At 57.2% G+C, this 16,334-nt stretch carries 12 protein-coding genes; 7 read left to right on the forward strand and 5 right to left on the reverse strand.

What is annotated here, in order from left to right; translation table 11 throughout:
• The first annotated feature begins 1 nt into the window (after nt 1).
• Nucleotides 2-1,030 carry a tRNA (adenosine(37)-N6)-threonylcarbamoyltransferase complex transferase subunit TsaD gene (tsaD, locus tag Fuma_RS13700; RefSeq protein WP_077024631.1) on the forward strand — a complete coding sequence of 343 codons (1,029 nt, stop codon included), beginning with the start codon at nt 2-4 and terminating at the stop codon, nt 1,028-1,030.
• Nucleotides 1,031-1,292: 262 nt separating this feature from the next.
• On the opposite strand, the gene Fuma_RS13705 is transcribed toward tsaD, so the two are convergent.
• From Fuma_RS13705 to Fuma_RS13715, 3 genes are all read right to left on the reverse strand, one after another.
• Nucleotides 1,293-2,549, reverse strand: a complete 1,257-nt coding sequence (locus tag Fuma_RS13705; protein ID WP_077024632.1) for a nickel pincer cofactor-dependent isomerase, group 22 — start codon at nt 2,547-2,549, stop codon at nt 1,293-1,295.
• A gap of 2 nt (nt 2,550-2,551) precedes the next feature.
• Entirely contained in the window at nt 2,552-2,917 is a 366-nt protein-coding gene (locus Fuma_RS13710; RefSeq protein WP_077028294.1) for a 4a-hydroxytetrahydrobiopterin dehydratase, read from the reverse strand.
• Between the two features lie 229 nt (nt 2,918-3,146).
• On the reverse strand, nt 3,147-3,932 hold the full coding sequence (locus tag Fuma_RS13715) for an SDR family NAD(P)-dependent oxidoreductase (RefSeq protein WP_077024633.1): 786 nt from the start codon (nt 3,930-3,932) through the stop codon (nt 3,147-3,149).
• 119 nt (nt 3,933-4,051) lie between these two features.
• Here Fuma_RS13715 and Fuma_RS13720 point away from each other — a divergent pair, with 119 nt between their 5' ends.
• Nucleotides 4,052-6,394 carry a BatA domain-containing protein gene (locus tag Fuma_RS13720; RefSeq protein WP_083732036.1) on the forward strand — a complete coding sequence of 781 codons (2,343 nt, stop codon included), beginning with the start codon at nt 4,052-4,054 and terminating at the stop codon, nt 6,392-6,394.
• Nucleotides 6,395-7,261: 867 nt separating this feature from the next.
• Nucleotides 7,262-7,768, forward strand: a complete 507-nt coding sequence (locus Fuma_RS13725) for a lactoylglutathione lyase family protein (RefSeq protein WP_077024635.1) — start codon at nt 7,262-7,264, stop codon at nt 7,766-7,768.
• A gap of 163 nt (nt 7,769-7,931) precedes the next feature.
• Here Fuma_RS13725 and Fuma_RS13730 read toward each other — a convergent pair whose 3' ends face one another.
• Nucleotides 7,932-8,888: a hypothetical protein gene (locus Fuma_RS13730; RefSeq protein ID WP_145944155.1), complete on the reverse strand. Its 957-nt coding sequence runs from the start codon at nt 8,886-8,888 to the stop codon at nt 7,932-7,934.
• A 290-nt stretch (nt 8,889-9,178) separates the two neighbouring features.
• Between Fuma_RS13730 and Fuma_RS13735 the strand changes: the two genes are divergently transcribed.
• From Fuma_RS13735 to Fuma_RS34180, 3 genes are all read left to right on the forward strand, one after another.
• Nucleotides 9,179-9,655: a DinB family protein gene (locus Fuma_RS13735; protein WP_077024637.1), complete on the forward strand. Its 477-nt coding sequence runs from the start codon at nt 9,179-9,181 to the stop codon at nt 9,653-9,655.
• A 114-nt stretch (nt 9,656-9,769) separates the two neighbouring features.
• Entirely contained in the window at nt 9,770-10,549 is a 780-nt protein-coding gene (locus Fuma_RS13740; RefSeq protein WP_077024638.1) for a phytanoyl-CoA dioxygenase family protein, read from the forward strand.
• A 12-nt stretch (nt 10,550-10,561) separates the two neighbouring features.
• On the forward strand, nt 10,562-11,662 hold the full coding sequence (locus Fuma_RS34180) for an esterase/lipase family protein (protein WP_083732037.1): 1,101 nt from the start codon (nt 10,562-10,564) through the stop codon (nt 11,660-11,662).
• A gap of 9 nt (nt 11,663-11,671) precedes the next feature.
• Here Fuma_RS34180 and Fuma_RS13750 read toward each other — a convergent pair whose 3' ends face one another.
• Entirely contained in the window at nt 11,672-14,869 is a 3,198-nt protein-coding gene (locus tag Fuma_RS13750; RefSeq protein WP_077024639.1) for an AsmA family protein, read from the reverse strand.
• Nucleotides 14,870-15,262: 393 nt separating this feature from the next.
• Between Fuma_RS13750 and Fuma_RS13755 the strand changes: the two genes are divergently transcribed.
• Complete coding sequence (locus Fuma_RS13755; protein WP_077024640.1) at nt 15,263-16,333, forward strand: KpsF/GutQ family sugar-phosphate isomerase; 1,071 nt, start codon at nt 15,263-15,265, stop codon at nt 16,331-16,333.
• Nucleotide 16,334: the final 1 nt, after the last annotated feature.

The raw sequence follows: 16,334 nt of genomic DNA on the forward strand, positions 1-16,334 counted from the left end.
GATGCGTCGACTTCTCGCGATCGAATCTTCGTGCGACGAAACGTCCGCCGCAGTGGTGGCGGAAGACCAGTCGGTGCTGTCCAATGTCGTCGCGTCGCAGTTTGAACTGCATCAGGAATTCGGCGGCGTCGTCCCGGAGATTGCATCTCGAGCTCACGTGCGTCGCATTCTGCCAGTCATCGAACAGGCACTGCAACAAGCTGACTGTGCACTTGCCGACATTGCTGCCGTGGCTGTGACTTCTGAACCGGGGCTGGTCGGTTCGCTGCTGGTGGGGCTCACAGCCGCCAAGACACTCGCTATGAGCCTCAACGTGCCGCTCGTAGCGGTCAATCATATTGACGCTCACATTTATGCGTGCGGCATGGGGCAGAAATCGTCTGCGTTCCCCTGCATTGGTTTCGTCGTCAGCGGCGGGCACACCAATCTGTATGAATGCCATTCCGCGACGGACTGTCGACTGGTTGCTGGCACGACTGACGACGCCGCCGGTGAAGCGTTCGACAAGGTAGCTCGCGTGTTAAATCTGCCGTACCCCGGCGGACCGTCGATTCAAAAGGCGGCCGAGCAGGGCGACCCAACTGCCTACAAACTGCCACGCCCGATGATGCGAGCGGATAAGCTGAACTTCAGTTTCAGCGGATTAAAAACGGCGGTCCTGTATGCGGCTCGCGGAGTACCCGGGCCCGACCAATTGAGCGAAACGCCTCCCGAATGCGTGGCCGATTTGGCGGCTTCATTTCAGCAGGCGGTGGTGGATGTCTTGGTATTCAAGTGCAAAATCGCGCTACGAAAATCGGGCCACCGCCGTTTGTGCGTCGGCGGCGGGGTGGCGGCGAATCGACTATTCCGCGAACAGATTGCGGAGATGTGTCGCCGTCAAAGTGTTGAGCTACTGATTGCTCCACCGGAACTATGCACGGACAACGCCGCCATGGCTGCGATTGCGTGGGAGTATCTCGATCAGGGACGCACGGCGAACCTGGACGTGGACGTTCTACCTGGATTGGTTCGGCCCAAACGCAAATGACCGTGGCGTACCCACGCCTCCCGCTTCAGAGATCTTGCGGTTCCGAATAAAGGCCCCGCATTGGTACCTCTCCCAGGCGAAGCCGTTGGGGGAGGTCGGACAAGCGAAGCAATGTCCGGGAGGGGGGCACGCGCGGGTATGCATGTTCCACGCAGCCCTCCCCCGATCTTGCTTTGCTCGATCGAGCCCTCCCACAATAAATTGCGGGAGGGGTTGGAGCGACAGTGAATTCGTATCCCGCGCGTTGGGAAGGTGAATTGTCTCACACGTCCGACATTTGCCCGGCCGCATTCACTGGGAAATCGTACGGATCGCCCACGAATTCCAACCGATCACTTGCTTCCACGAGTGGAAAGTACGCTTCGGATATTCGGGCGTGAGTCAGATGCAACGTGTCGGAAATCTGCAGCACCTTGGCATCCTTAGGAGCACTCATCCCGATCGTTTGCAGTGCCGTTTCCACGGCCAGAGCGTCTGTCGGCAGAGTGATTGGAATCATGGCCGCTTCCGGATGGTTGGCGGTCACGCAGTTCACCCGCGTCTTGTCGTGATCGACCTGGTCCACGCAACGTTGAGTCGTATATTCTGCCATGCCGATGCCGGTGGCGTTGCCGTGACTTTCCTCGGTCAGTGAACGTATCAAAATGCGCAGGCAGTTGACCGAATCATCTTTCGTGGCCGCGTGGTCATTAAACTTTCGCCCGACCACGTTTGCGTCCATGCCTGAGCCACTGATGTTCTTGCCGATGCGATCGACGATTAGTAAGTCGGCATAATCGAATGGCAGTCGTGGCAGCCAATCGCATGCCTGCTTCAAAAGTTCGGGTTCACGGCCTGCAAACGCAGCCGGAGCCACCGCTTCGATCATCGCCGTCTCATCGATGGCGTTCTCCAAAATTGCCAGGCCACCCACCACGCTGCATTCATGAAGGACTCGTGCAGCGATTGAATCTATCATCTCAGGAAAACTATGACTCATAATTCCCTGATGGTAGACCTTCGCACCGTGATGCTTGCCCAGCCCGATTAGCATCATCTTGTGCAAGCCGGATTCGATTGGGCCCACAAATCGCGTGTGCGGCTTGATGCGATTGACCACCAACACGTGGTCTGCTTCGTAAGCAAACCTGTCGAAGTGGACAGGGATTCCGAAGCTGGTTTCGGCTACGACGACCGTGTCCATTGTTGCTTTGATGGGCGCTTCGACAGATTGTTCCGTCACGCCCAGGCCAGCCAGCACTTCGAGCTGGCCTTTCACCGTGCCGCCGCCGTGGCTGCCCATCGCCGGGACGATAAACGGAGCAGCGCCGATCGACTTCAGATACCGAACGGTTTCACGAATGATCATCGCTATATTGGCAATGCCACGACTGCCGGCGGTCACGGCAACCGTCTGGTCAGGCTTGATGATGCTGCTTAGCGACAGACCAGCCAACTGCTGATGCACGGTTTCGGCAATGTTCTCCACCTTCGGCGCATCAAAGCGTTGGCGGACGTCGCACATGCGGGGAAGCTGCATCGTTAGGATTTCTCTTCGATCGGCAGGGCGTCGATTTTCGCGGCAAGGATGAAATCGTTAAGCGACAATCCATCGATGGCGTGAGTCCAGATATCAATTGTCACGTTTCGGTAGCCGACCAGATGCAAATCCGGATGGTGACCTTCGGCTTCTGCCAGTTCAGTCACATGTTTGAAGAATTCCATCCCCGCGACGAAGTTCTTCACGGTCCACGACTTGGTGATGCGATCGGGCTCTGACAGGATCTTCCAGCCGTCCACTTCCTGGTTTTGTCGCGCGGCTTCTTCGGGTGTCAGCTTCGGCACGCCTCCTTCGCACGGCACGCATTTGACGGTTCGCAATTGTTCTTTGGTGGATACTTCGGTCATTGTGATTACCTCCTTACCTGTGCGGCCACTGCAAAATTGCAGCGCCGGAAAACGGTCGCGGTCTCGGCTCTGTCGCGTAGTTTGAAATTTGCCCATGCCCCGGAACTCGTGAGCCGCAAGACGCTAGCCGCCAGTTTTTCGTCCGAACGACATCTGCAACGGAGCGGGAAGAGCAACGTGGCGCGATCGCGTACGAGCTATGTTAAGGGCGGACAGATCATCTGACCAGTCATTCCGCTGGAGGTGGAACGCCCAGAGACTTGCCGCCGTCGATGGCGATGCAGGTGCCGGAAATCATGCGAGCACCATCGCTGCAGAGATACGCGATCGATTCAGCAACTTCCTCCGGGCTAATCATGCGGTCCCACGCTCTGGCCAAAGGGCTGGCTGCAATGAGTTCGCGGACCACGGCTTGGCGATCCGGTCGATCCGCGAAGTTTTCTTCGATCATATTGGTTCGTTCGACAGGGCCCGGGCACACGGCGTTGACTCGAACTTTATCCTTCGAATGACACAACGCCAGACTCTTAGTCAGCCCGGCAAGCGCCATCTTGCTGATGGAATAGACGGGGTCATGACTGCGGGGCAGCAGTCCCGCGTTACTGGCAACGTTGACGATGCTGCCGCCGGTCGGTTGTGTCACCATATGAGCGATCGCTGACTTGCAGCCGAAAAACGCGGCTTTCAAATTCGTGTCCACGACGCGTTGCCAGTCGTCTTCGGAGACGTTCTCGATCTGAGCCACAAGGCCTACGCCGGCGTTGTTGACCAGTGCATCGATTTGCCCGGTCTCTTGAACCGCGGCATCAATCAGTTGATTGATATCCGCCACTTGCCGGACGTCGCAAAGTGAAGTCTCAACGCCTGCCGCCCGCAGAGTCTGTTTGGCCTCATGTGAATAGTGAACATCGCCCGCGAACACGCGATTTCCGAGTCTGGCAAAGTGCAAAGCCGTCGTCAGCCCGATACCGCTGCCTGCTCCCGTGATGACGGTTGTCTTAGGTTGGTCAGTCATTCCCGCAGTTTAGTCACGCAAGCAAATCTGGCAAAACGTCCTCACGCACGCCGTCACGAACTGAACTCAGGGCCGCATTTGGCTTCAACGGTGCGTCGTTGCCGACGGTGGGTTGCTAAATGGCCAATCGTTCCCGTAGTCTTCCGTCGATGCTGCAGTTTTTTCTGAATCCGGTCATGCTTGCCGGGCTGGCCGGAGTCGGTCTGCCCGTGGTCGCGCATTTGTTGAGTCGTCGGAAGTACGACGTCGTTCAATGGGGGGCGATGCAGTTTCTTAACCCCAGTCGGAAGACTCGGCGCAAGCTTAAGCTGGAAGAGCTGCTGTTACTGCTCATTCGCATGTCGGCAATCGCACTCTTGGCCTTCGCGGCGTCACGGCCGTGGATCAGCAGCGGGTTTCTGACGGGCTACCGTTCTGCCGGTTCGCGCGACGTCGTCTTTGTGATCGACGGATCGAATTCTATGAGTCGCAGCGACGGGTTGACGAACCTGCATCAGAAAGCCATTCGCCGAGCCAACGAATTTCTGGCGACTTTGCGACCAGGAGACACGGTCGCCGTGATTGACGCTCGTGACCAGCCGATTCCGATCGTAAAATCGCCGCTGCAAAATCACGATGTGGTGCGTGAGAAACTGAAGTCGATACCGCCGCCCGCTGGCGCTGGTGATTTGCAGCGCGCGTGCGAAGAAGCCGTTGGAATTCTGGGCCGATGCAGCAATGGGGCTCGTGAGATCATTGTATTCTCCGACCGTCAACGCAGCGGCTGGTCACCTTCGGATAATGCTTCGTGGGAACGCTTTGAAGACGTCTTGAACTTTCCGTCAGTGCGGCCGGATTTGTGGGTAGTTGACGTCAGCAGCGGGCTGGGAGCGATCCGCAACAACGTGTCGCTGGGGCGTATTAAGGTGTCTCGCGATCTGACCGTGCCCAACTTTCCGGTCAGTTTTCAGGTGCCGGTGCGAAACTCCGGCAGCGAAGCGGTTAATGTGCCGCTGCAGATTTTGACCAACGGTCAACGAGTCGCCAATCTGGACGCGACCGTGTCCGTGCCGCCTCAATCAGAAACTGTGTTCAGCCGCTCAATTAGTTTTACGGGTGCCGGCACGAACATCGTCTCGATAAAACTGTCGCTGCCCGAAGATCCGGTCGCGGCGGACAACGCCACTCACGCTGCGGTTCAGGTCACGTCGGCCGTGCCTGTGCTGCTGGTGGAAAATTCTGACAGTCTGAACAGGTCGAACTGGAATACCTTTTTCGCGTCGTTGGCGTTGACCAGTCCGGACAATAAGTCCCCATGGATTGTGGCGAAAACGGTGAAAGCCAATGACCTGACGGCGGCGGACCTGCAGTCGGTGGCGGCCGTGGTGCTGGCCGATGTCACAGAGTTGCCGGAAGGCCTGCCGCATCAGCTACTCGACTTCGCAACTCGGGGCAATGGCGTATTTCTATGCCTTGGCCGCGACACATCGCCAGAAAGCTTTCAAAAGCTGTACGCCGCACCCGGGCTGCTTCCGACAGTTCGGCTCACGCGAATGAAGACGGCCGATCCAGACGCTGCAACGCCCGCGACTGTCGCGCCGTACAGTCTGGAAAGTGAATGGCTAAATCGTTTTCGAGAGCGCAAAGGGGCCAGTCTGCTGAAGGCCATCTTTCGCCAATGGTGGCTGGTAGAAACCGGCGTGACCACTGCGGACGACGACTCCGACAGCGAAGCCGGCGACAATGCTTCGACAATTCCCGACCGCGGATTAAGCAGTCTGCAGGAGTTAATCGATCCACCTGTCACGGTCGCTCAACTGAACACCGGCGACCCTTTGCTGTTGCAGGCAGCCTGTGGGCGAGGCAGCGTGCTGCTGATGACAAGCAACATTAACACGTCCATGAACAACCTGCCCACCACGCCCGACTACGTTCCCTTTCTACATGAGGCGTTGTTCCAGATGGCAGCGTCGCGTGTGCAGCGGAATGTCCGGTTCGGTCAGCCGCTCATTGCGACGGTACCTAACGAGGACGCACCATCCGATGCAACAACACGTGACGAGCCCCGTTTGTCGTTCGCCACACCGTACGATGAGTCGCTGGAAGCAGAGCTTCGGCCCGACAACCAGGACTGGATTGCGTCGCTGCCCGCCACGCGGTTCCCTGGCGTTTACGAATTACATGAAACGGACAAGCCGGAAGGCGAGCCGCTGGATGCCTTCGTTATTAACTACGATCACGAAGAAGACAACCCGGAAGAATTGACGGCTGATGATCGAGCCCGCCTGATTGTCAACGACCGCATGACATTCGTCGATTCCCTGGACCAGCTTCAAAAACAAATGTACGGTAACGAATCGCGCAGCGAACTATGGGCGTGGCTGCTGTGGCTGTTCCTCGGCCTGCTGCTGGTCGAAATCTGGATGACGCGCCGACTGGTCATGAATGGCCATGCGGGGCGGGACGGCCCGCCAGCCGATTAGAGCTTACGCTCCGAATGGCAGACGGCGTTCCCGTTGGTCACTTACCGTTCCATTGAAGTATCTTGCGGGCTTGGACAACGGCAGCCGGTCGTGCGACATCAAGCCGATTCAATCGCAACAAGGACAAACCGGCGGCGCTGCCGCTTCAACCCCTCCCGCAATTTATTGTGGGAGGGGTCGATCGAGCGAAGCAAGATCGGGGGAGGGTCGGATACGGAACGTGATTGGTATGCTCGACCACAACAGCGCATGGCCCCCTCCCGGACATCGCTTCGCTTGTCCGACCTCCCCCAACGGCTTCGCCTGGGAGAGGTAAAACGCAAGGCCTTCGTTCAGGAACCGCACAATCACTTCAAGGGGGCCGTCTGCGTTGAACACAGTTGGGGCGGCCTGAGCTAGCAAGGGAAACCCTGGGGCTTCGCTCGTACCGAATCACCTGTCCGTTGTGAATTGATGTGTGCCATTGGCTCCACCCATTGTCTTCCACGGCAAAGAAGTACGGGCAGCTGCTCATATGGGCCGAAAACCATCAGCCAACCGCGATTGTCGGCAAACAGGCACGCGGTGGCGGGGCGTCGGGACCATGTCGTTCTGACGGCTTGTGGTCACAGATAACCACGGTCTCTAACGGACAAACAACCACGATCCATGACTTTGAGTTCAACGGTGGGCCGACTATCCTGTCAGGCAATCGTCGTGGCAAGCGGGACTGTGCCTGACAATAGCTGCTTGTTCGATATCTTTGCCCAGCAAAGGATTGAAGCCAATCCGGAGCGGTGGCATTGTTGCGAATCTGTCTTCTACGCAAACCACCTCAAGCCTGTTTCGCCATTTCGTATTCCGCATCCTTAAACCTGAATGCACCGAATGACTTATCCGCGATCGTTTTCCCACATTGGCATTTCTGTCACCGATCTGGACCGCGCTGTCGATTTCTACACGACCACGCTGGGGTGGTACGTCATCATGCCGCCCACGGAAATCGTCTCCGATGATTCTGCGATTGGCGTGATGTGCGACGATGTTTTTGGCGAAGGTTGGGGCCGGTTTCGGATCGCTCATTTGGCGACCGGTGACAAGATCGGCGTTGAGCTCTTCGAATTTGAAAACGCTGAAAAGCCGGAGAACAATTTCGAGTACTGGAAGACGGGCGTCTTTCATTTCTGCGTGCAGGATCCAGACGTCGAAGGTCTCGCTAAACGCATCGTAGAAAACGGCGGGAAACAGAGGATGCCTGTTCGGGAATACTATCCAGGTGAAAAGCCATACCGCATGGTTTACTGCGAAGACCCTTTCGGCAACCTGATCGAAATCTACTCCCACAGCTACGAACTGACGTATTCGGCGGGTGCTTACGGGAAAGACCCTGCGTGATTACTTTGGACTAAAACCAGTGGGTCGCCATGACTTGCGCTGTGGTCACCCAAACCGCCACTTGAAGACCTTCTCTCCGGATGGAAAGAAGATCCGTTCTGTCCCTGCCAATCAGTAGGGACAGCGTTTTTGCTGATTAATCCCCAAGCTTCACCGTGTCCAGCTATTCAAAATTGTGGAAATTGGACCACGACCAGAGAAAGTCGACATACGACCTCCACGTGTCTCTTCCGGTTCCGCCGTTGAAGTAGTGGCGTCCAGCGACATTGTGCGAGAAGAAAAGGTAATCATCGCCGGTGCCAAGGGTGGCATATAACAGATCGGTGACATGGTTATTTGGTAAGGACACATCGTCGTCACCGGTACCGCCGTAAACGAACACGTCGTCGGCATCGCTGCTGGCGACCTTGCCGCTATCATCGCCCGAACCCAGATCCATTTTAATGTTGTCGGCGACGTCAACTCCGTCCACGACGACCGTGTCATCCCCGGCATCGCCGTCGATGATCAAATCGTCTCCAATGGCACTGTCGCCAATCCAGATGGTGTCGTCATTTTCCCCGCCCGCGATGGTGACGCGCGCCTGAGTGGTGACTTCGTCAACTGTAATGTCGTCGTTTGAGTACTCACCCGCAATATACAGATCGCGAGCTGTGGTCTGGCTCACGTCGATCGTATCGCTGCCGTGGCCGCCGTATGTGTTCAGTTGGCGAGCAACATCCGTCGACAAAATTGTGAGCGTGTCATTGCCCGTACCCAGATCGATGTTTAGGTCACTGTGGCTGTAGTTCTCGAGATTCAGGTTGCGAATTGTGACCTTGTCGTGGCCTCGTTTCATATCAATGTTCACGTCGTCGCGGACTGTGAATGTTGCTGATGAACCGCCGTTGACGGTTGTTCCGTTCAGGCCTGTCACTCGAATTCGGTCGACGCCGATTTCTTCGACGTTGATCTCGTTGGACGAATCGTCGCCGGTAATGATCAGGTCCCGGCTGTCGGAGGCACTCAACGCGGCGGCCACATCGCCAGCTAGCAGCTGCCGGGTTTCCAAACTCTGAACGCTGCTTTGGGGAGCTTGAGCTGCCTGTCGTCGTCGATTTCTGCGAAACATCTTGAGCATTGATCTGGTACCTTTTTCGTGGAAGTAGGGGAAAGTCGAGTCGATGACTTCCACAGCGAAGATTGCTCAGGCGTGTTACAGAGATTTTCAGATGATAGGCCGAACTGAGGCGAAGACATTTCGATTCGTAGTCCGCACTCAAATCGTCGAGCCCGCTGGAGACATTGGACATCGTCCGTAGTCAGCTGGCGTTTTGTGCGATATAACTGTTTGCAGCAACGCCCGCGTCTGGAGCAGGGGCAAGCAATCGGACAATCCGCCCGCAATTTTTGACACCGACAGAAAACACGATGAAGGACATCCCGACTTTATTGAGCGAGTACAAGGCTGGGGCTGAGTTGCTGACTGCAAAGGTAGGTTCACTGCCCGACGACGTGGTGGACAAAGTGCCGGTGCCAGGCAAGTGGTCGATTCGACAGGTGGTCTGTCACATCGCCGACTTCGAAATTGTGGCGGCCGACCGCATGAAGCGGATTCTTTCTGACGACAATCCGACGCTGCTGGATGGCGATCCGGATCTGTTTGTTGATGCGTTGCAGTACGGTCATCGCCAGATGGAAAGCGAATTGAACCTGATCTCCGCGATTCGAACATCGGTGGCTCAGATCCTGTCTGCCTGCGATGTTGAGGTCTTTCAGCGGACCGGCGTGCATTCGACAGACGGCCCGATGACGCTGGAGACTGTGTTGGAACGCAGCGTGAACCATATTCCTCATCATTTGGCGTTCATCGATGAGAAACTCGCGGCGCTCGCGAGGCTGCCGTAGTTTTCGCTTGAAGAATCCTCGCTTGGTGACAGAATTCCAAGGTGGCCGGTGCTTTCACCGCGCAAACCCGGCGGCGTATCGGCCGCTCCAAAATATAAACTTCGAACGCCTCTCATGCTAACAACGGAACAACGGCCGCAGAGCTTCACAGCGGAAGACGTCGCGGCGTTTGAACGTGATGGCTTTCTCATTCAGCGTGGACTCGTCCCGGATTCCTACGTCCGCACGATTCTGGAAGTCACTCGGCGAGACGCGGCCGCTCACTACGGCGATATCGAATACGAAGCAGACGTGCAGTATCCCGGCGCACCTGAATCTTTGGACGATGAAGGTGGGCGCACCATTCGGCGACTGCAGCAGGCATTCAGTCGTGACCCGGTGTTTTCGCGGCTGGTGAAGGAACCTTTCCTGCTAAATCGGCTACAGCAATTGCTGGGGCCGCAGGTGGTGATGCCGCTGGCTCATCACAATTGCATCATGACCAAGCATCCGCGTTACAGCAGCGACACCGGTTGGCATCGTGATATCCGCTACTGGTCGTTCCGTGATTCCAATCTTGTGAACGCATGGTTGGCGCTGGGCGAGGAGACATTGGCGAACGGCTGTCTGAGATTGCTGCCCGGAAGTCACAACATGGATCTGCAACGCGAACAATTGGATGACGCGTTGTTCTTTCGCGAAGATCTGCCACAAAACCAATCGCTGCTGAACGCCGCCGTGACGGCCGAACTGCAGGCAGGCGACGTTGTGTTCTTTCACGCTCGATGCTTTCACGCGGCAACTCGCAACCATTCAGACGCCACAAAGTATTCGGCCGTGTTTACGTTTCGGTCGCTGGACAACGCTCCGATTCCCGGCACTCGATCGGCTCAATTGCCCGAACTGCTCTTGTGAAAGCCGCAGCGCATGTCGAAGCGATTCGAAGTTCCCGTTGACATCACAACTGCAGGCGGCAGACTTTCTTCAGCAACGGCGAACACGTGGCGACTGGGCGCCTTCGCCTGCGTGGTGTTCCTGTCCTGTTCGGAAATTCCGGTTATGTCTGACGAACAGAAACCTGCCGTTCCGCCATCAGACGTTGTACAACCGACTGCTGAGCCCCAATCATCAGGTTCAACTTATCCGGGCGGCATATTCACGATGGGCGGTCGCCAACTGTGGGGCGACGTTGCGTTTTTCCGAGGCTGGCGGATTCAGCACAACGTTCTGACCGGCCGCTACCGATTGCTGGACGCCGCTGACTTTCGCCACGAAAGCGGTTCGCTGGCAGAATGCGAGCACAAGCTAAAGACGATCCGAAACGAACTGAACCTGCCAGACATGGATGGCAACGCTGTGCTGCTGATCCACGGAATTGGCCGTTCGTCAAAGTGCTTTTCGGGAATGGCAAAGTCACTGCGAAACGACGGTTATGTGGTGGTGCCGTTCGAATATCCCAGCACGCGAGTTTCTATTCCGACGTCGGCCGACTATCTGCGTAGCGTGGTTCAGTCGTTAGAAGGTATCGATCGGATCGACGTCGTGTGCCATTCGATGGGAGGTCTGTTGCTGCGGACGTATCTGTCGCAGCACAAAGCGCCCCGCTTTCGTCGAGCGGTGTTGCTGGGCGTGCCAAACAACGGCGCGGAAATGGCCGACATGCTGAAAAACAATCCGTTGTTCAAAGCGGTTCTGGGCCCCGCCGGGCAGCAGCTCGTCACCGATGATGAGGGATTAATTCGGCAACTGCCGTCGCCTGACTTCGAATTCGGAGTCGTCGCTGGCGGCCGCAATGGGCCGAAGGGCTACAACCCTTTATTGCCTGGCGATAACGACAGCACGGTGACCGTCGCCAGCACGCGACTTTCCGGCGCCACCGATTTTCTGTTGCTGCCAGTCATTCATTCCTTCCTAATGACCGACGCTCGCAGCATCGCGGCCACTCGCCATTTCCTGAAACACGGCACGTTCGTCGCCGACCGACCGGCTCAACCAATTACTGGTGAAGGCGTTGAGGTCGTCGAGTAGCCAGCTTCACTACCGAAGTTTGTCCAGCAGCCGGTTCAGGCCGCGATCAAGTTGTTTGTTGATTGTTTCGTCGATTTGCTGGCGGCCGAAGTTTTGCAGTAGGCCCTGCGTGTTCAGCACGGGCCGACCGATCGTGCCGCCGACCGGAATCTTGATGCTGCGGCCGCGTTCGTCCGCGGTGCTGCGTTCCAGCGGCACGTCCAGTTCCAGCTGAATCTGTTTGTTCAGCCCGACGCTCCCGCTGCTGGTCATGCGATAGTCGGCCATCTGTATTTCCAGCCCCTGATGAGTCACCATGCCATTGTTCAACACAACCGTGACCTCCTGAGCTGGCAGTTCCAACCGCTGTCCGGCCGCATTCGTTTGTCCGGCCAGCTGCAAAACCTGCAGCAACGGTCCGAGCGATGAGCCAGGGCTGGCACTTGCATTTTGAATGGTCAACACGCCTTGCACCGTCGATTGATTGGGTTGGTCAACGAAGTAGTGGAAGCGTTGGATGCGAGCGGACAGCGTCCCTTCGAGCGATGCTGCATCGGTCATCATGGGAGCCACATAGCCCAGCCATTCGCCGCACAGTTCCGGCGTCACCGCCAAATTTTGAACTCGGCTGCCAGACGCCAGCTGAATGACGCCGCGATTCAGATCCCATTGCGGCATCACATCCAGCTCGCCACTGCCAAGCGAACAATGAATCGGTTCGGCTCGCAACAGGCCTTCCTTCAACTGGGAACGAACCTCACCCGGCCCCAGCGCCAGTCCATAAAGTCGACCGCCGCTGAATGGAATGCGGCCCGCCAGTTCGAAGGGCCGGATAAGCGAATCGGATGAAACGTCTGATTGTCCCGTCTGCCGAACCACTTCCGCCGTCGTCCACAGTATCGGCGAACCTCGCAACAGTATCGTTTCACGACCACTGCCAAGCAGTTGAATACTGTCAGACATGTCGCCCAGAATCGTTTGGCTTAGCACGGACAAATCGTACTGCGTGTCGGCGTCCAGATTCGTGACCAGCACACCGTTAGGTGCGCTTACGGCACCCGTCACTCGGGCGTCCAGTCCGGGAATCTGAACAGTGCTGCTTTCCACCAGAAACGCGCCGGTCGTTGCATCGGCCGTAAGATTTGCGGTGAGACGCCCGTCGTTGATTTCAAGATATCCGTCTGTACTGCGGCTGCCGGCAATTGGTGTGACGGCGGCTTTCAGTGCGAAGCGCTGTCCGGTGATCGCCTGCAGTTCTGCCACGATGTTGGAATCTGATGACAGCCACCATGCGTCGTGCCATGGAGTGACCAGTGTCTTCACGGCGGCGGATGCTCCCCGCACCGACAGATCACCTTCCAACATTTCGAGAATCGGCATCGCAGGCCGCAGCTTCAGTTCGCGGCTGGTGACTTGAAGTTCGTTGGATTGCAGCGTCGTTCCTGAAAGACGAATTGCGTCTCCGACGTACTGCAGTCTTGTTTTTACGGTCACGTCGCCGGTGATGTTCGGCTGAGGAATGTCCAAAACCGGCTTCAACTGATTCCACAACTCAAGCGGTTTCACAACGCCATCAATCGCGTAGCCACTGTCTTCCGGAATGACGTTGACGGTGCCGAACGTGCCGGAAAGCATCGCTCGGCCAACATCCATTCGGTTTGGCCCGACATGACCAAGGGCGTCCAGCCGCACAGACGAATCGACCTGAATAGGGCGGCCGTCCTTTGTAGCTTTGATTGGTGACGTTTGGGTGACCAGTTCCCAGCGGAAGCCGCCTGGCTTCTGCAGCAGATCTATTTGCTTGCCGGACTTCACGACGTCCGATTGCACTCGACACAGAACTCGCACTTCCGCTGAAGCGATGTCGACGCCATCGTCGACGTGCAGTGTCTTCGGCAGCATCGCGGCCAATGCGGCGACGTTCAGTCGAGCCTGCACGGTAACTTTTCCGGTTGCAGCAGCGGCAGCTTGGTTAACGATCGACTGGTCGGAAGACGAACGTTCTGCGGCCGCGTCCTGCAATGTTCGCACGGCGTCGGGTTGAGCCAGCCTAACTTCGCCATCACCGGAAGCGTCCAACAAGGCGGACGCGACGTTCAGGCCGTTAATCAGAATACCGTCTTCGGCAATTGCACACGCTCCCTGAATCGTGACGTCTTTCAACGCGATTGATTCGCCGGCGGCCCACTGGTTTGACCGCCAGCGGATGTCGCGGCCCTGCAACCACGTGCGGCCCCCGAAACCAGACCCGTCGCTGGAATCGGTCATCAGTCCGTCAAGCCGGCACGAAACTGTTCCATCCCAGCGAGTACCCGGCATCAGGCGCTGCAGCAGCGGTTCGATTTTTGACAACTCAAGACCATGAGCTTCCACCAGGCAGCGTTGGCCGGATTCTGTTGCGGGCTGAATGTCGATCTTGATGGCCGCCTCAGCGTTGCGGGAATTCAGATCTGCGACTTCAGCTTCCGTAAACGGCATGAGAGGTTGGTCGCTAACGATATCGTCCAGTGCGGCGGCGATTCGCGGATTGACGCTGGTCGTGGGTCGGTGGCTTGCGGCGATGGCGCCGTTGGAATCTCCCGTCCGCAATGATGCGGCAAGAGCGATCTCCGGCAAACCGACCTTCGCCTGTTTTGTGGAAACGCGACCGTTGATGCCGTCGATGCTGGCCGTTGCCAATTCAACGCCGCCCGCCTGCAGGCCGCTCGGCAGCAAACGAACTTTTCCGTCTTCGACATTCAGAACGATGGGAAACGAGTCGCCGCTGGAGCTTTCACTCTCACCAAACAGTTCGGCGATCGTTTGTTCAACATTGGTGACGCCATCGGTCACTCGCAGATTGACGACCGGCCGCTGCAATGTGACTTCCATGCCACGCCCCATCGACAATGCCAGTTTCCACAAAGGTTGCTGGATGGATACGGAATCGATCGTGACCAACGCCGTTGCGTCCGCGTTTTCATCCGCCGCCTGCGTGAGATCCCGGACGGTGACTCCGGTGAGTTTCACCGGGCTCCACCAATGAGTCGTGATGGACTCAAATGCGACGGCCTGTTTGAGTTCTGGGTTCACGAAACCAAGGATGGACTTGTGTTGCCCGGACCATGTGAGCAGCGACGGTGCCAGAGCCACCAGCCCGATCGCCAGAAGCGGCCATTTCAGCCGCTTACCGCCGCGCGCGTTGGGGGGAGTTTCGTCGATTTGCTGTTTTGCGTCGCTTTTTGGCATCCGATTTCACCTGTCAGAGTCACGTGCGTACCCATCAAAGAGATCGGCAGTTTTGGCGGCGTGGGTCAAACACGGTCCAGCGGTCTTCGTGCAATTTCAGACCGGCGGCCGGTTGCGATTGGTCGTATCGATCACGGAATAACGGGCGGCCAAACTGTGGCGGCTGTATCGATTGCGGACCAAAACACGAGTTCCGACTAAGCTACATTCCACGATTGACCGCGTTACCGCACTAAGTCGTTTCCTGTGAATGCGTTACAGCTTTTCACGGACGCGTTTTCGCTGTTGACGCAAATCTGTGTTCGGACGTACCATTTGCTGTGCTCTGCCGTCCATGAAGGACTTACTCGCAGCACACGAACACATTCCAGGCAGCAGAATCAAGGATGATTTATGCCTTCATCGGCACACGACCGGCCGGACGTCATTCCGCTCAGCCATCTGGAACAGCTTCGCGATGCCGAAGCAATTCTACGGCAGGAAGCGGACGCGTTGCATGAAGTCGCTGGCTCAATCACGACCACGTTTTCCGACGCGGTGAGGCTGATTCAACACGCACCGGGCAGCGTCATTGTGACGGGTGTCGGCAAGGCTGGGTTAATCGGCCAGAAGATCGTCGCCACGATGGCCAGCACGGGCACGCGCGCGTATTTTCTGCATCCAACCGAAGCGGTCCACGGAGACCTGGGCTGCGTCGGCAAAGGCGATGTGGTGCTGGCGTTGTCAAACAGCGGCGGGTCCGAAGAAGTGCTGCGACTGTTGCCCGTGCTGAAGCGGTTGCAGGTGCCAGTCGTCGCGATCACACGAGATCTCAACAACGGTCTGGCTCGCAGCGCAGACGTGGTGATTTCGCTTGGTCGTCATACCGAAGCTGGTGAGCTACGACTGGCACCCAGCGTTAGTACAACCGTCATGCTGGCTTTAGGCGATGCTTTAGCGTTGGTGTTGAGCAAAGCGAAGGGCTTTACGGAAAACGATTTCGCGATCTTTCATCCGGCGGGAAGTTTGGGCCGAAAGCTTCAACCGGTCAGTGAAATCATGCGCAGCGGCGACGACTTTCGCGTGGCCTGTGAAACGGAAACCGTGCGCGACGTTCTTGTGGAACTAAGCCGCCCCGGCCGCCGAACGGGTGCTGTTGTGCTGACCGACCATCAGGGACGCCTGTCCGGAATCTTCACCGATAGTGACCTGGCTCGCCTGTTCGAAAAACGGCGCGAGCATTTAGTTGACGGTCCGATGTCTGCTGTCATGACGGCTCGACCCACAACGACGGTTCCTGACACACTTCTGCCTGACGCCGTCCAATTGATGTCGCAGCGAAAGATCAGCGAACTGCCGGTGGTCGACGAAGACGGAATGCCCCTGGGCCTGATCGACATCACTGACATCATCGACTGCGGCATCGCCATCGACACGGACTTTGGTTCGTCGAGCGATTCATCCAACGTGGCCCAGAGTGCGTAGC

Origin of the sequence: Fuerstiella marisgermanici (assembly GCF_001983935.1) — a bacterium.
In the GTDB taxonomy this organism is placed as follows: Bacteria; Planctomycetota; Planctomycetia; order Planctomycetales; family Planctomycetaceae; genus Fuerstiella; species Fuerstiella marisgermanici.